Genomic DNA, 13,469 nt, shown 5'->3' with positions numbered 1-13,469 from the left:
GCGGAAAGCGCGCCGAAAAGATGTCGGAAGATGAAGGAAAATGCAGGCGAATCACGAATTTTACTATCAGGCTAGATTTACCAATCTCGCTAACGATCTCTACACAAAAGGAGAACAAGAATCTTGCTTGCACGCGTAAAAAACAGTGTTATTGCTGCCTGCTGCCTGATTTTCCTGCTGCCGGCTTCCCTCGCGGAAGCAGCCACACATGTCGAGGTAACGGTTGATCAGTTGAATATTCGCGATACCCCGGGAACGACGACCCAGATCGTCGGCACGATATCCAAAGCAACACGTCTGCCCATCGTGCAGGGAACAAAAGACTGGACGCAAGTGAAGCTTACCAACGGCAAGACTGGCTGGGTCAACAACAAGTATGTGAAAATGCTTGAAATTCCCCAAATCAAATACGTAAAAAGCAATGTGGATATGCTGAATGTGCGTACAGAGCCAAACGCCACCTCGCAAATTGTGCAAATTATTGACAAGAACGGAGTTTTCCTGCAAATGAAAAAGCAGGGCGAGTGGGCGCAACTCAAGCTGTCCGACCAAGCGAGCGGTTGGGTGAACGCACGCTTTTTGGTAGAAACGACGGCGCCAGCACCGAAACCAGCGCCAACTCCTGTTCCGACACCGACGCCAGTGCTAACCCCGACGCCTGTCCCGGTTCCCGTTCCGCAGCCGACCCCCGTGCCGACCGTACCAGAAACACCTGGCGGATTGGGAGCAGGGCCGCTCGTTCTGAACGAGAGCTATGAGGTGTATGCAGCTCCTGATATTTTGGGAACGGTGATTGGACAAGTCAATGGCGGCACCACAATTACGCAATACGGGTATGCGGACGGGTGGTACACGATTGACTACTACGGCACCTACGCCTATATTTTCAAACCGGTCGTGCAAGGTGGAACGGGTCAGACGACACAGCCGCCAGTAGTTGCTCCGGTTCCGGCAGAAGCGACGGTTCGCGTGAAAAACGCCGACACCAACCTGCGCAGCGGCCCCGGTACAGAATACGATGTCGTGGGCAACGTCCAGCCTGGTCAAACTTTTCCAATCGTGCAAACCGTAGGGCAATGGTACGCCATTCGCCTGCCAGACAACTCGGTTGCTTACATCGCCGGCTGGATTGTCGATCTGATTCCAGCTGCGGGGACGGGAACACCGACGCCAGGCTCCACAGGACCGACAACGGGAGTAGGCTACAATCAAGGCATGATCGGCAATGAAACGGTCTACATTTACCACACGCACAACCGCGAGTCATGGAGAAATGTAGCGCGCAATACACAGGGCAGCTCGGTGGACGATCCTGAGATCAACATTACGCTGGTAGGCAAGCGACTGGGCGAAATCCTGCAAGGAAAAGGCATCCCGTCGATGGTCAACCAGGACGACTTCGCGCAAAAACTGGCGGAGCAGAAAAAGAGCTACTCGATGTCCTACACCGAATCGTACAAAGCGGTTGCGGCAGCGGCGACGACCAGCCCGAATCTCAAGTACATTTTCGACATTCACCGGGATAGCGACGAGCCGCGCAGCAAAGTCGCCATCACGATCAACGGCAAAACGTATTCGCGCATGCTGTTTGTCATCGGGTCAGCCAACCCGAGCTATCTGGAGAACAAAAAGTTGGCCGATGCCCTTCATGCACGCCTGGAAGCATACTATCCCGGCCTGTCGCGCGGCGTCATTTTAAAAAGCAAAAACGAAGGAAACGGCGTGTACAACCAGTCTGTCTCGACGGGAAGTCTGCTTCTGGAGTTTGGCGGAACGAACAACACGCTGGAAGAATGCTACAATACGGCAGAGGCTTTTGCCGATGTGCTGGTCAACTACATGCTGGAGTCGCAAGTCGCCTTCAAGTAACTTGCAAGAAACCAAATGGTCGCGCCGTTTTTCGCTTACTGCGGCAGACAGGTTGGCGGGAAGCTGGCACATCCGTTTTCGCAAAAACGCCGATACTTGTTTCCCATTTCACAAAAAGCAAGCACGATCCTTTTGCCAGCGGCGCAAGGCGGATCGTGCTTTTTTGTGCGACAGAACAGAGACAATCAGGCAGGAAGCGACAATGGATTGACGAGATACGGTCGGCGTACTACGATGGTAATTATTTGTTAGCCCGCTTGACCTTATCGCCTCTTTTGACAGTTGAGTGCTGATACGATGAAGCGGCTATTTTTCAGGAGGATAAGTATGGATGATCAGCAGGGCAATCATGCGCCGAGCCTGGCGGGGTTGCGCGATGATTTGCGAGCGGACTGTGAAAAATGTTTCGGACTGTGCTGTGTGGCGCTGCCTTTTGCCGCTTCTTCGGATTTTGCAATCAACAAAGACGCAGGTACCCCCTGTCGCAACTTGCAGGCCGATTTTCGCTGCGGGGTTCATCAAAGCTTGCGGCAGATCGGCTTTCGCGGCTGTACAGTCTACGATTGCTTCGGCGCAGGGCAAAAGCTTTCCCAAGAGACATACGGAGGGCGTGACTGGAGACAAGCGCCTGAGCTGGCAAGCCAGATGTACGGAGTTTTTCCGATCATGTGGCAGTTGCATGAGCTGCTTTGGTATTTGACGGAAGCGCTGACTTTTCAGGCTGCCCGTTCCCTTCACGCGAAGCTGGACGATGTGTTGCGGGAGACGAAGCGGTTCACGGAGCTTGCTCCGGCAGAGCTTTTGCGGGTAGATGTACCTGCACATCGGGCAGAAGTAGGCGAGTTGTTGCGGGAGGCGAGCGAACTGGTGCGGACGGAAGCCTGTCGCAAGCAGAAAGGCGCACGCATCAAAGCGAGAAATGTGGGGCGGGGAGCCGATCTGATTGGCGCGAAGCTCAAAGGAGCCGATTTGCTGGGAGCGAACCTGCGCGGAGCCTACTTGATCGCGGCTGATTTGCGCGGCGCAAACTTGAGATGGGCCGACCTGATTGGCGCTGATCTGCGCGATACCGATTTGCGCGGCGCCGATCTGACGGACAGCCTGTTTCTCACCCAGGCCCAGCTCAACGCAGCGAAGGGCGATGCTGCCACGAAAATACCGCTCTCGTTTACGCGGCCTGAGCATTGGGCGTAAGCTTCTGGCACAACTTCATGATTGCAGGAGAAGGAGAAAAGCCCCGCATACAGCGAGGCTTTTTCCAAACAGGCAAACTGGCAATAAACCGATTTTTGCTTGCATTAAAATGGGATTCGTTCTGTGTGAATCACATACTGATGCTTGGCTGCCCATGCGTGGAGTCCGTTCCAAAACCGCTCGCAGGCCGCGACGATTTTGCCCGAATCCGCCAAATCTCCAGCCATCACCATTGTCGCTATCTGGTCGTAGCCATCCGGTCGATCTGGCAGTTCCAACGATTCAGGCAGTACCTTGGCTCCTGTCGAATAGAACGTCTGCTGGTGCAGCCCGATCAGCATAGCGCCGTATTGGGCAAATTGCATGGCCAGGTAAGGGAGGTAAGTGCGGGGGCCTTCCAGGCTGATATTCCTCAGCTTCCCGATGAACTCGTACATTTCACCTACAAGCACGCCGTTGATTGCCTGCGTGAACGCTTCTTTGGCAAGAGAGTGCGCCGCTTCTTTCAACGTTTGAAAAAAGCCTTTCGGATCATACAGACTCAGCGGGGCGAAAAAAGGACCATGGGTCAGCGGCCAGTCATCTTCGACAGTAGCAGCCATGTCCAAAAGCACATGTGCACTGATGACATTCACTTCGGCTTTCCATGGTCCGGCAGACCATTCGTGGCTGAAATCCGTTTCTTCGCCTGACTCTTCCAGGACGCACAACATCTCTATATCAGAGAACGGGCCGTCCGTTCCGCGCGATACCGAGCCATAGACGCCGATCGCCAAGACTTTTTCGCCGTAAACCTCGTGCAATCGGGCGGCAATTTCCTTGCAGGTTTGCAGTCTTTCGGTGCGAGATATTTTTGTTGGTCCATTCATGCTCATTTGTATGCATCTCCCTTGAGTTTAATTGGGGGGAATGGGACAAATGCTCACGAATGGAGGGCCGCGGGCTTAACGAGGGATGTTTTTGGGATGCATGAGCAGTCTCCTCCAACAACAGAAAAGGTAGGTTCCTATTTATACGCTACTTTAACTTGGTTACCATGTTTTTACAATATATTTTGCCCAGGCGTATCCAGGAAAGACCGAATGCCCTGACCATGCAAAAAGAAGACGCTGTTACACGTCTTCTTCTTTTGTTTCTTCGGAAGCGCTGAACCCGATCCGCTTGGGCGGGTTTGCCGGGTCTGCTTTGTTGACTGCCATCAAGAGAAAACTGATTTGCGAGATGTGCTGGATGAGTTCGACTGGGGCGCCTGCTTCTGTTGTTCCGAAAAAACGAATCAGACTGGGATTGAAATAGCCGATCCCTTCTACGCGCAAGGTGATATTTTGGCCGAACGATACCAGCCGCATCCCGACTTCATGCTGTTCATCCAGGGATATCTCAAATTCGGCAATCATTTGAATTAAGCGCTTGTGAAATTCGCTCGCAAGATTTTGATCGGGCTGTACCTCAAATACAGGAAGCTCTTTCGTTTTCACAGCATTTGGGGATGTAGGTAAGCTATACTCGTTGGCTGCCATAGCAATACCCCCTTTTTACAAACATTATAATCTATGAAAATAATTTGAAAAAGATTAAATTTTGCTCGGATAAAAAAAGGGAAACTCCTTGTCAGGAAAGGAGTTTCCCTCGATTCTAGCGATTGTCGACTTTTTCCGGTTACAAACTATATGCCTTAAACCAGTGATGTATAAGGGTTTCGTACTTGTCGAAACGTGAGTTGTTGACGGATTGTTGACGGATTGTTGACGAAACTTGGTTGCCGCTTTTTTTATGGACTATGCGTCCGGGGAGGGCAATTGATTCATTTGTCATATAGTTTAAGTAAAATAAATATTAAAGCCCAAAATATACCTCCAAGTAATATATTGCTATCTCCTCCAAAGAATAACCCAGTAAAAAATCCCAAAACTATAATTATCAAAACTTCTAATAATTTGAACATTTTTGTTTTTATTCCTTTTTTTGGATTTTATGTATATAATAACATAGAAAAATTAAAAGGTAAAAGGTGGTATTAATATGAAAAAGTTATCATCTTTTTTGTGTGTCTGTTTGGCTACGACATTAGTGTTAACTCCTGGATTTAGTGACAACCTATTAGCAAAAGAACGACAAAAAAAGATGGATATAGTTGAAATCTCATTAGATGAGTCTCGTTCCTCAAAATCGTTAAAAACATTAAGTAATAATGATAGCGAAGAAACTTATTACTTCATCCATAATGAAGGTGAAGAAATAGATCCCAAAGATATAAAGGATTATATTAAGACTGAACTCAAAATAAATCGTTCGTCTGAAGATGAAGGAGTGCCACCAAAACTGATGGGGGTAGGTGTCTATAAACAAGATGGTACTAGACACGTTGATTATATCTTTGATCAACTAGATGAAGTCCCTTTAGAAGAAATTCGTGAAGAAATTCAAGAAAAAGTTGAACTTGCTGAAAATAAAGGCGCAAGGAATATGAGTTCATTAAAAGCCTCAGCAAGTTCTGATGATGATACTTATTCCGATTCTTACACATACAGAGTGAGAGATAATAACCGAAACACATTAGCGGGTGTTTATACTAGCAACGTAGATTATACAAGAAGAGGTATATCAACATTAAGTGGCAAGAAAGTATCTGTTTGGGATGTTAAGTTTTTCAATCAAACAGAGCCTATGAATGATTATCAAACTCGTGAATTAGCAATGAGATACAGACATCTTGGTGATGAAATTGACGAACAAACAATCCGCTCATATGGACCATATACCACTGACACAGACACTTCGGTTATTGTTGGATTGTCAGGGTTAGTTCCCTCGGTGAGTTGGACTTTCAACAGGAAATCAGCAAATATTATTGATGAATCAAGCCTTTCATCTCACTATACTAAGTGGGTTGTTGATTTTGCTTTAGGTACTCAGACTGCAAAGAAAAACTATGTTTATGAACCAGGTGTTCGTGTGACCAATAACGATGCAGGAATAGTTTTTAGACATAACCATTATATTAATTATTATAGAAATCTTGATTCTCAAGCGAAACTAAACAGTGGGACCATTGAATTGATTTTGACAGATTTATAAGAAAATTTGCTAGAAGGATATTAGTGCTACATTTATTTGATGACGATTTGACTTAGTTATAACGGAATCCCTACTATTTAGTAGGGATTTTTTGTAGTTGTCTTACCTAGTCAAAACTAAAAATAGTCCTCACTGCTTGGGGCATTTTCTATCTAAATATATACCTCGGCAGCGACGGTCAAAGAAAAACCCTTGCATATCAAGGGTTTTCTCACTCTAACCAACATCAACCTCTACCGATTATCCACTTTCTCCGGGTACATATCATGGTTCATCAAGCGATAGCTGGCCATCTCTTCGTACTTTGTTCCCGGCTTGCCGTAGTTGCAGTACGGGTCGATCGAGATGCCGCCGCGCGGAGTGAATTTGCCCCACACCTCGATGTATTTCGGGTCCATCAGCTTGATCAGGTCGTTCATGATCACGTTCACGCAATCCTCGTGAAAATCGCCGTGGTTGCGGAAGCTGAACAGGTACAGCTTGAGCGATTTGCTCTCGACCATTTTAATATCCGGGATGTAGCTGATGTAGATCGTAGCAAAATCCGGCTGTCCGGTGATCGGACACAGACTGGTGAACTCCGGGCAGTTGAACTTGACGAAGTAGTCGCGGTACGGGTGCTTGTTGTCAAAAGATTCCAGTACACTCGGGTCGTATGAATAGTTGTAGGCCGTTCCCTGGTTGCCCAGCAGGGTGAGGGAAGACAGATCGCGTTGTTGTTCGTTCATTGGTTTCTCATCCTCGCTTTTTTTCATCTATAATCCAATCCTGGCTTTTCATTTACACGCCTACACGCCGCGCTTGTTTCCCCAGACCAGGGCGTGGAGCTGCGGCAGCACTTTCGCGTCGTTCAAATCGGGGGCGGCCATCGCCTGGTCGATCAGCCATTCAAAGCTTTCCAATAGCTTTTCTCTCAGTTCGTGCGTGTCCGCGCTGACGAGATCGCTATTTCCCGGCTGGAGGAAAAAAGGAACCGCCGGATACCGCCGATGGATGTCGCGCGCATATGCGAAGTCGGCGTCGTCAAACACGACGACCTTCAGGCTCAGCCCCGGATGCTTTTGCTCCGTCAGAGCGCCCACGATGCGATCGAGCACGGCGTAATCCGTGTTCATGCCAGAGCTGGGCGGCTTCGGAGAAATCGTGATGTCGTCGATCAGCGGCAGCCATTCCTGCCAGCGGCTTCCTTGTGTCTCCAGCGCCGTGCGAATGCCGCGTTCCTTTAAAAACGAGACAAGCTCGCCCATGCCTGCGAGAAGCGCCGGGTTGCCGCCAGAGATGGTGACATGGGAAAAACGGTCTTGGCCCAGACGCGTTAGCTCTGCCCAGACTTCCTCGACGGACAACTGCTTGATTTCATCGCGCGCCGAGCCGTCCCACGTAAAGGCGGAGTCACACCAGCTACAGCGGTAGTCGCAGCCAGCGGTGCGGACGAACATCGTCTTTTGCCCGATGACCATGCCTTCCCCTTGAATCGTCGGGCCGAAAATTTCCAGAACGGGAATGCTCACTCCATCATCCACTCCCGTCTCGCCTCGGCGTAGCTCGTCGGCGTTTCAAACAGGCGGACAAATTCGACGCGAGCGCCGCGGTAGCGGTCGCGATAGACGTCAGATTGAAGCTGCTGCTCCATTTGTTCAAACAGCCAGACGACCATGTTTTCTGCCGTGGTGTTCATCGGCGGCAGCATTTCATTCAGGTAGCGGTGATCCAAGTAAATCTCGATATGTTCCTTCCAGATTTGCTTGATGTCGCCGAAGTCGATGACCAGCCCGATTTCATCCGGGTAGCCGCTGATGCCAAACACGACGTGGTACGTGTGTCCGTGCAAGTTTTTGCATTTGCCTTCGTAGGCGTGCAGATGGTGGGCGGCGTCAAACGTAAACTCCTTGCTCACCAGCACGCGCTTGTTATGGTAGCGCAGCTGCGATTGTTGAATATGGGTGCCAAGTGTCTGCATGCGGTCGACGATGCGAAAGTCAAAGTTTGCGCTCATCAGACGTTGGCCCCGGATTGAGTTTTTTCGGAAAGATACTTGTCCAGTCCGGCTTTTCGCAGGTGGCAGGCAGGGCATTCGCCGCAGCCGTCGCCTTTGATGCCGTTGTAGCAGGTGAGGGTTTTTTCGCGGATATAGGTGAAGGCACCCAGTTCATCCGCCAGCTTCCACGTTTGCGCCTTGTCGAGCCACATGAGCGGCGTATGGATCACAAACGGATAATCCATGGACAGGTTAAGCGTCACATTGAGCGATTTGACAAACGCATCGCGGCAATCGGGATAGCCGCTAAAATCCGTTTCGCAAACGCCAGTAACCAAATGCCGCGCTCCTTTTTGCTTGGCGAAAACGCCTGCAAAAGACAGGAACAACAGATTGCGCCCGTCGACAAATGTGGATGGAAGCTGGCCTTCTTCCTGGGTGATGTTGATGTCTGTGCGGGTTAGTGCATTGGGAGCGAGTTGATTCAACAGGCTCATGTCCAATACGGTGTTGGCTACGCCCAACTCCCGGGCGATCTCTTTGGCACACTCGATTTCCAGCTTGTGCCGCTGCCCGTAGTCAAACGTAATCGTTTCTACTTCGCCGAATTGCTGCTTGGCCCAGAACAGGCAAGTGGTGCTGTCCTGACCTCCACTGAACACAACGACGGCTTTTTCCTTTTTCATGCTCTCCATCTCCTTCAGTATCGTAATGGAAGAAAGAGAGTTCTTGAACTTGCTCCTGCAAAAAAACAAAACAATACCAAGGGATCGGTACTGTTGTCCACCTTAGTTTTTTATAGAGGGAGTTCGCGAACCTCTCCCGCGCCAGTCGCGCGGATTTCGTATGCGATTGATGGCGGCTGCCATCCTGAGCCATTATACTATAGATTGGCCAGCTGTGGGCAATCGGCAACGAAAAAACGATTGACGGAATATGGTGTCACTGCTAGTATTTTTTAATAACATCAATGGAGAAAATCAGTGTATAAAAAGACGGATAATTCTGGTTTTAATACTTTAAATGAATGAATTTTTACCTTTATTACAATCAATTATCCTGCGAATGGAATAATTAGAAAAATAGAACAGAACGGGTGAGAATAATGCGGGATGTCCCATTAGTAGAAGAGTATCGCGGAGGTATATTGGAAAATGTTCATTCAGGCATCGTTTGCGGCGTGGATGAGCACGGCCAGGTCATTTATTCGGCAGGAGATGTGATGCATGTTGCCTTGCTGCGTTCCGCTGCCAAACCGTTTCAGGCGCTTCCGGTAGCGAGGCAAAAAATTGACGAAAGATTCGGTCTGACAAGTCGGGAAGCGGCGCTGTTCGCGGCTTCTCATCGCGGTGAAGCCTATCATCTGGAAGGGCTGGAATCGCTTTTGGCCAAAACGGGCATTCGCGAAGACGAACTTTTAACCTGCCCGACGTATCCATTAAATGAAGCGCCCAAGTTCGCCTGCTTGTCCCAAGGTGTAGCCAAGCGCAGACTTTTTCACAACTGCGCAGGAAAGCATCTGGGCTTTTTGGCGTTGTCCAAGGAACGCGGCTATACGACCAGCGATTACTACAAGCAGGAGCATCCGGCCCAGCAGGAGGCCCTGGCAGCTTTCGCCAGTCTCGCCGAGTACCCGCAGGAGCACATCGGCCTTGCTGTCGACGGTTGCGGCTTTCCTGTTTATGCCCTGCCACTCAAGCATTTGGCGATCGCTTATTTGAAGCTGGCCTGTCCCGACCTGATTGCGGAACAAGAAAATCGCCAGGCGGTTGAAAAAGTGACGGGCTGGATGACGGCCCACCCGGAAATCATCGCCAGCCACCAATTCATCTGCACAGCTCTGCTGACCGATCCGAACATTATTGCCAAAGGCGGCGCGATGGGCGTATACGGTTTTGCGCTGAAAAAGGAGCGAATCAGCTTTTCGCTGAAGGTACTGGACGGTTCAGAGCTGGTTTGGCCGCTCGTCATCGCCAACATTTTGGAGCAGATCGATTACAGCAACAAGGAGACCATCGCCAGGTTGCATGCGTTGGCCCCGAAAGAAATCGTCAACGATAACCAGTTGGTCGTCGGGGAAAAGCGGCCCGTGTTCGTTCTGGAAAAATGCTAGGCGCGCACTTGCGCAACGGTGGCGACGCTCAGTACAATGTCCATAAAAGCTACGGACGAGAGGAGAAATCACATGCTGGTGGAAGTGATTGCGACTTCGGTGGAGGATGCAAAACGCGCAGAGCGAGGCGGCGCAGATCGGCTAGAGCTGATTTCCGGCATTTTGGAGGGAGGGCTTACGCCAAGCTGGGGCTTGATCGAAGCGGCGGTCAAGGCTGTCTCCATTCCTGTCAATGTCATGGTGCGGCCGCACAGCCAATCTTTTTGCTATACCAAAGACGAGCTGCGTGTCATGAAAGAAGATGTGCGCGTCGTCCGCGAGCTAGGGGCGGCAGGTGTTGTTTTTGGCATGTTGACGCCAGACAAGCAATTGGATCGTGACGGACTGGAGCTGTTGCTGGAAGAGGCAAACGGCCTGAACGTGACTTTTCACCGGGCTTTTGACGAAGCGGTGAGCCAGCTTGGAGCTTTGGACATCTTGTTGCAATATCCGCAAGTAAAGACGATCCTGACTTCCGGGGGAAAACGTACAGCCATGGAAGGCGCAGATTGCATTGCGGAGCTGGTGCGCAAAACGGAAAACTCGACTCTGTCCATTTTGGCAGGGAGCGGGCTGTCCGCGACGAATGCGCCCGAGCTGATCGGGCTGACTGGCGTCCGAGAGGTTCATTTCGGTACCGCAGCCAGGGAAGAGGGGCAAGCTTTGCGCTATGTGGACAGCGAGCGAGTCGCTGCGATCAAGCGAGCATGCCTGCCAAAAGAATAGAAGAAAGACATGAAAACAAGCCGACCCCTCACTTTTGCAGAGGAGTCGGCTTGTTTTGCAGTCGCTGCCTGATGTGGTACCAGACGACGAGTAGCAACGGATAGGCAACCGCCACAGAAAAATCAAAGAGCGGCCAAAATGTGTAGGCTTGAAGCAAAAATGTTTCATTCGGCAAAAGGATGATGGCACCTACAACAAACAACAGACAGGTAGGATAGGTGAGAAGCTGGTATTCCTTCAGTTTCAAAAGCTGCTGAATGCCTACGCAAAAGCCGTACATGTACAAGACGACCTTGAAATAAATCGAAACGAACCACATCAGTGCCATCATGGCTTCCTGCCGCTGAAAAAACTCCCCGACATGAACCCGCTTCGCCAGCGAGTAACTGGGGAAATTGTCTGTAGCAGTCAACACCGGACCGAGCACCAAAAGCGTCATCAAAATGATCGTGATCAGGCAGATTCCGCCGTAGATCGCTCCCCGCAAAAAAGCAGAAGTGAGCTTTTGCGGAACATCGACGAAAGGGGTAATCATTAAAAAGACGATCAGCTCTGTATACGGGTAGGCGATCACAGAAAAAGAGCCGCTGATGACAGGGGCAAGCCCGTTTTCCAGAACGGGCTGCAAGTTGCGAAGGGAAAACTGTGGTACCAACAAGAAAAAAAACGAGAGAAAAGTAAAGACGAACCAGAGGTAAAAAATCTCGCTCGTTCGCGCGAAAGTCTCCAAGCCGAGGCGCACACCGAACAGGGAGCACGCCACGAGAAGGATGACGACGGCAACGCTCGGTGTTTCCTTCAAAATTTGCGCGGTCATGAAATCGCCGATGGCACGCACGTAAACAGAGCCGTTGATCAGCAGCGTGAAAAGGAACATGATGGATAAAGCCGTACCGAGCCAACGCCCGAAAATGAGTATGTTTTTCCCGATCAGCGTGTGCTCCTGGTGCAAACGGCTGATTATGCAATACAGATAGATGACAGCCAGGCCAACCAATACACCAATGATGCTGGAAAGCCAACTGTCGTAGGAGGCCTCTTTCGCTACGGCTGCCGGCAAGATCAGAATCGAATCTCCGACCGTAATCAGGGTAACCAGAATGGTGAATTGGCGCGTGCCGATCGTTCCGGGCTTCTGCATGAGGTTTCACCTTCAGTGGAGTGATCTCCCTATTATTTCCAAGCGGGTAGCGGGACAAACGACCGCGTCCCGGAAGATCAGCTGAACCCGTTCTTGTAACTTGTAAGGAATGTTTTTGGAATTGTATGATAATAGAAAGGCGGTTGTGTTCGACTTTTACAGGAGGGATGGAGAGCGGTGGAGCTGGAGAAACGTTTGTCAAAGATCGTGCAGGAAGCGGCAGGGACATGGGGAGTCGTAGTAAAAGAGCTGGCGGTGCCGCAGGGAATCTGTTTTGAGCACCAACCGGACGAGCTGTTTATTGCCGAAAGTGTCATCAAGGTTCCGATTATGGCAGCGGTTTACGCGGCCTGTGAGCAGGGCAAAGCCCGGATCGAGGATCAGCTCCCTTTGCGCAAAGAGGATTTGGTAGGCGGATCAGGCTTTTTGTACGCGCTCTCGCCAGGCTTGAAGCTGTCCATACGCGATCTGGTTACGCTGATGATTATTCAGAGCGACAACACAGCGACGAATATGCTGATCGATTTTGTGGGAAAAGAGCTGATTGATCAGACGATGCGTGAGCTGGGAATGGAGCGAAGTTACTATTCGCGCAAGGTGATGATTTATCCGCAGGACGTGACGGCCAACAACATGATTACGGCAGGGGATGTGGCGCGGATGCTGGAGCATATCGTTTCTGGCAGCGGATTTTCCCGGGCGGCGCGTACAGAAATGATTGCGATTATGAACAAGCAGCAAGTGCTGAACGGTTTGCCGTCCCAACTGCCGTCCGCGAGCAATCAGGATGGCTTGCCTGGCTGGGAATTGGCGTGCAAATCCGGTTGGGACACAGGCAGGCAGCACGACGTCGGGATACTTTTCGTAGAGGGGCGACAGTTTGCGATTGCCGCCTTGTCGCAGGATGTAACGCCCGAGGCAGCTTTGCACACGCTTGGCTTGCTGGGCAGGGCTGTGTACGATTATGCCGTGGCTTAAACCGATGATAAGGTTGCAGCAGTTGTTTGGTTAATAAAAAGGGAGCCCTTTTAGCGGGTTCCCTTTTTTATTGCTAGTTTCCGTTATGCTTGCTCTTGCTCACATGACTTCTTTTAACTGAACAGGATCGATTTTGACCAGCGTTTCAAAACGGTTGGGGGTATCAGCGTGCACATGCTCTTTGACGATCCCCATTTTCGCCAGGAGTCGCAAGCTGGTGTAAACCGTTGAGAGTGTGATGCTGGGCATTTCGTTTTTCAAGGCATGGTAAACGTCTTTGGCTGTAGGGTGTTGCTGGGACATCAGCATATAGCGCAAGACGGCGCGTCTTTGAATCGTCAGGCGTTTTCCGA

Annotated in this window: 14 protein-coding genes and 1 riboswitch (1 of these 15 only partly in view); of the genes, 6 read left to right on the top strand and 8 right to left on the bottom strand. The window is 50.4% G+C overall.

Features of this window, described 5'->3' with window-relative positions; translation table 11 throughout:
* Positions 1-123: 123 nt before the first annotated feature.
* Together spoIIP and HP435_RS22065 are read left to right on the top strand one after the other, a co-directional pair.
* The gene (spoIIP, locus tag HP435_RS22070; RefSeq protein WP_173599206.1) at positions 124-1,869 is read left to right on the top strand and encodes a stage II sporulation protein P; all 1,746 of its coding nucleotides are present in this window, start codon (positions 124-126) and stop codon (positions 1,867-1,869) included.
* Positions 1,870-2,196: 327 nt separating this feature from the next.
* The gene (locus tag HP435_RS22065; protein WP_173599205.1) at positions 2,197-3,063 is read left to right on the top strand and encodes a pentapeptide repeat-containing protein; all 867 of its coding nucleotides are present in this window, start codon (positions 2,197-2,199) and stop codon (positions 3,061-3,063) included.
* Between the two features lie 104 nt (positions 3,064-3,167).
* On the opposite strand, the gene HP435_RS22060 is transcribed toward HP435_RS22065, so the two are convergent.
* Positions 3,168-3,938, bottom strand: a complete 771-nt coding sequence (locus tag HP435_RS22060) for an ANT(4')-I family aminoglycoside nucleotidyltransferase (protein WP_173599204.1) — start codon at positions 3,936-3,938, stop codon at positions 3,168-3,170.
* A gap of 237 nt (positions 3,939-4,175) precedes the next feature.
* The gene (locus tag HP435_RS22055; RefSeq protein ID WP_122964722.1) at positions 4,176-4,583 is read right to left on the bottom strand and encodes a DUF6173 family protein; all 408 of its coding nucleotides are present in this window, start codon (positions 4,581-4,583) and stop codon (positions 4,176-4,178) included.
* 502 nt (positions 4,584-5,085) lie between these two features.
* Between HP435_RS22055 and HP435_RS22050 the strand changes: the two genes are divergently transcribed.
* Positions 5,086-6,141 carry a hypothetical protein gene (locus HP435_RS22050; protein ID WP_173599203.1) on the top strand — a complete coding sequence of 352 codons (1,056 nt, stop codon included), beginning with the start codon at positions 5,086-5,088 and terminating at the stop codon, positions 6,139-6,141.
* Between the two features lie 233 nt (positions 6,142-6,374).
* Here the strand turns inward: HP435_RS22050 and queF are convergent, their stop codons facing one another.
* Genes queF through queC form a run of 4 tightly spaced genes read right to left on the bottom strand, consistent with a single transcriptional unit; the run spans position 6,375 to position 8,805 of the window.
* Positions 6,375-6,869 (bottom strand): preQ(1) synthase, encoded by a 495-nt coding sequence (queF, locus tag HP435_RS22045; RefSeq protein WP_173599202.1) that lies wholly within the window; start codon positions 6,867-6,869, stop codon positions 6,375-6,377.
* 60 nt (positions 6,870-6,929) lie between these two features.
* Entirely contained in the window at positions 6,930-7,652 is a 723-nt protein-coding gene (queE, locus tag HP435_RS22040; RefSeq protein WP_255679159.1) for a 7-carboxy-7-deazaguanine synthase QueE, read from the bottom strand.
* A complete protein-coding gene (gene queD / locus HP435_RS22035; protein ID WP_122964725.1) occupies positions 7,649-8,137 on the bottom strand; it encodes a 6-carboxytetrahydropterin synthase QueD in 489 nt (162 codons plus the stop codon). Before queD ends, queE begins: the two co-directional genes overlap by 4 nt.
* Positions 8,137-8,805, bottom strand: a complete 669-nt coding sequence (queC, locus tag HP435_RS22030; protein ID WP_122964726.1) for a 7-cyano-7-deazaguanine synthase QueC — start codon at positions 8,803-8,805, stop codon at positions 8,137-8,139. The genes queD and queC overlap by 1 nt, the downstream gene beginning before the upstream one ends.
* A 96-nt stretch (positions 8,806-8,901) precedes the next feature.
* Positions 8,902-8,945: riboswitch (PreQ1 riboswitch) on the bottom strand.
* A gap of 279 nt (positions 8,946-9,224) precedes the next feature.
* Here queC and HP435_RS22025 point away from each other — a divergent pair.
* Both HP435_RS22025 and HP435_RS22020 read left to right on the top strand, forming a co-directional pair.
* Positions 9,225-10,232 (top strand): asparaginase, encoded by a 1,008-nt coding sequence (locus HP435_RS22025; RefSeq protein WP_173599201.1) that lies wholly within the window; start codon positions 9,225-9,227, stop codon positions 10,230-10,232.
* A 72-nt stretch (positions 10,233-10,304) separates the two neighbouring features.
* The gene (locus HP435_RS22020; RefSeq protein ID WP_173599200.1) at positions 10,305-10,997 is read left to right on the top strand and encodes a copper homeostasis protein CutC; all 693 of its coding nucleotides are present in this window, start codon (positions 10,305-10,307) and stop codon (positions 10,995-10,997) included.
* Positions 10,998-11,025: 28 nt separating this feature from the next.
* Here HP435_RS22020 and HP435_RS22015 read toward each other — a convergent pair whose 3' ends face one another.
* Complete coding sequence (locus HP435_RS22015) at positions 11,026-12,138, bottom strand: GerAB/ArcD/ProY family transporter (RefSeq protein ID WP_173597619.1); 1,113 nt, start codon at positions 12,136-12,138, stop codon at positions 11,026-11,028.
* Between the two features lie 177 nt (positions 12,139-12,315).
* Between HP435_RS22015 and HP435_RS22010 the strand changes: the two genes are divergently transcribed.
* Positions 12,316-13,116: a serine hydrolase gene (locus HP435_RS22010; protein ID WP_173597620.1), complete on the top strand. Its 801-nt coding sequence runs from the start codon at positions 12,316-12,318 to the stop codon at positions 13,114-13,116.
* A 99-nt stretch (positions 13,117-13,215) separates the two neighbouring features.
* Here the strand turns inward: HP435_RS22010 and HP435_RS22005 are convergent, their stop codons facing one another.
* Positions 13,216-13,469, bottom strand: the 3' portion of a protein-coding gene (locus tag HP435_RS22005) for a Fur family transcriptional regulator (RefSeq protein ID WP_173597621.1). Its footprint extends 43 nt past the window's final position; the window shows 254 of its 297 coding nt (coding positions 44-297); its start codon lies beyond the right edge, outside the window — the gene reads right to left on this strand; it ends in the stop codon at positions 13,216-13,218.

This window comes from Brevibacillus sp. HD3.3A, from assembly GCF_013284375.2.
Taxonomy (GTDB): Bacteria; Bacillota; Bacilli; order Brevibacillales; family Brevibacillaceae; genus Brevibacillus; species Brevibacillus parabrevis.
Note: the sequence above shows the minus strand (reverse complement) of the source record. Positions and strands in the feature narration are given on the sequence as shown.

Excerpts from the sequence above, each read along its gene's own strand:
- HP435_RS22065 (WP_173599205.1), top strand. The coding sequence starts at position 2,197 with ATGGATGATCAGCAGGGCAATCATGCGCCGAGCCTGGCGGGGTTGCGC.
- HP435_RS22060 (WP_173599204.1), bottom strand. The coding sequence starts at position 3,938 with ATGAGCATGAATGGACCAACAAAAATATCTCGCACCGAAAGACTGCAA.
- HP435_RS22055 (WP_122964722.1), bottom strand. The coding sequence starts at position 4,583 with ATGGCAGCCAACGAGTATAGCTTACCTACATCCCCAAATGCTGTGAAA.
- HP435_RS22050 (WP_173599203.1), top strand. The coding sequence starts at position 5,086 with ATGAAAAAGTTATCATCTTTTTTGTGTGTCTGTTTGGCTACGACATTA.
- queF (WP_173599202.1), bottom strand. The coding sequence starts at position 6,869 with ATGAACGAACAACAACGCGATCTGTCTTCCCTCACCCTGCTGGGCAAC.
- queD (WP_122964725.1), bottom strand. The coding sequence starts at position 8,137 with ATGAGCGCAAACTTTGACTTTCGCATCGTCGACCGCATGCAGACACTT.
- queC (WP_122964726.1), bottom strand. The coding sequence starts at position 8,805 with ATGAAAAAGGAAAAAGCCGTCGTTGTGTTCAGTGGAGGTCAGGACAGC.
- HP435_RS22025 (WP_173599201.1), top strand. The coding sequence starts at position 9,225 with ATGCGGGATGTCCCATTAGTAGAAGAGTATCGCGGAGGTATATTGGAA.
- HP435_RS22020 (WP_173599200.1), top strand. The coding sequence starts at position 10,305 with ATGCTGGTGGAAGTGATTGCGACTTCGGTGGAGGATGCAAAACGCGCA.
- HP435_RS22015 (WP_173597619.1), bottom strand. The coding sequence starts at position 12,138 with ATGCAGAAGCCCGGAACGATCGGCACGCGCCAATTCACCATTCTGGTT.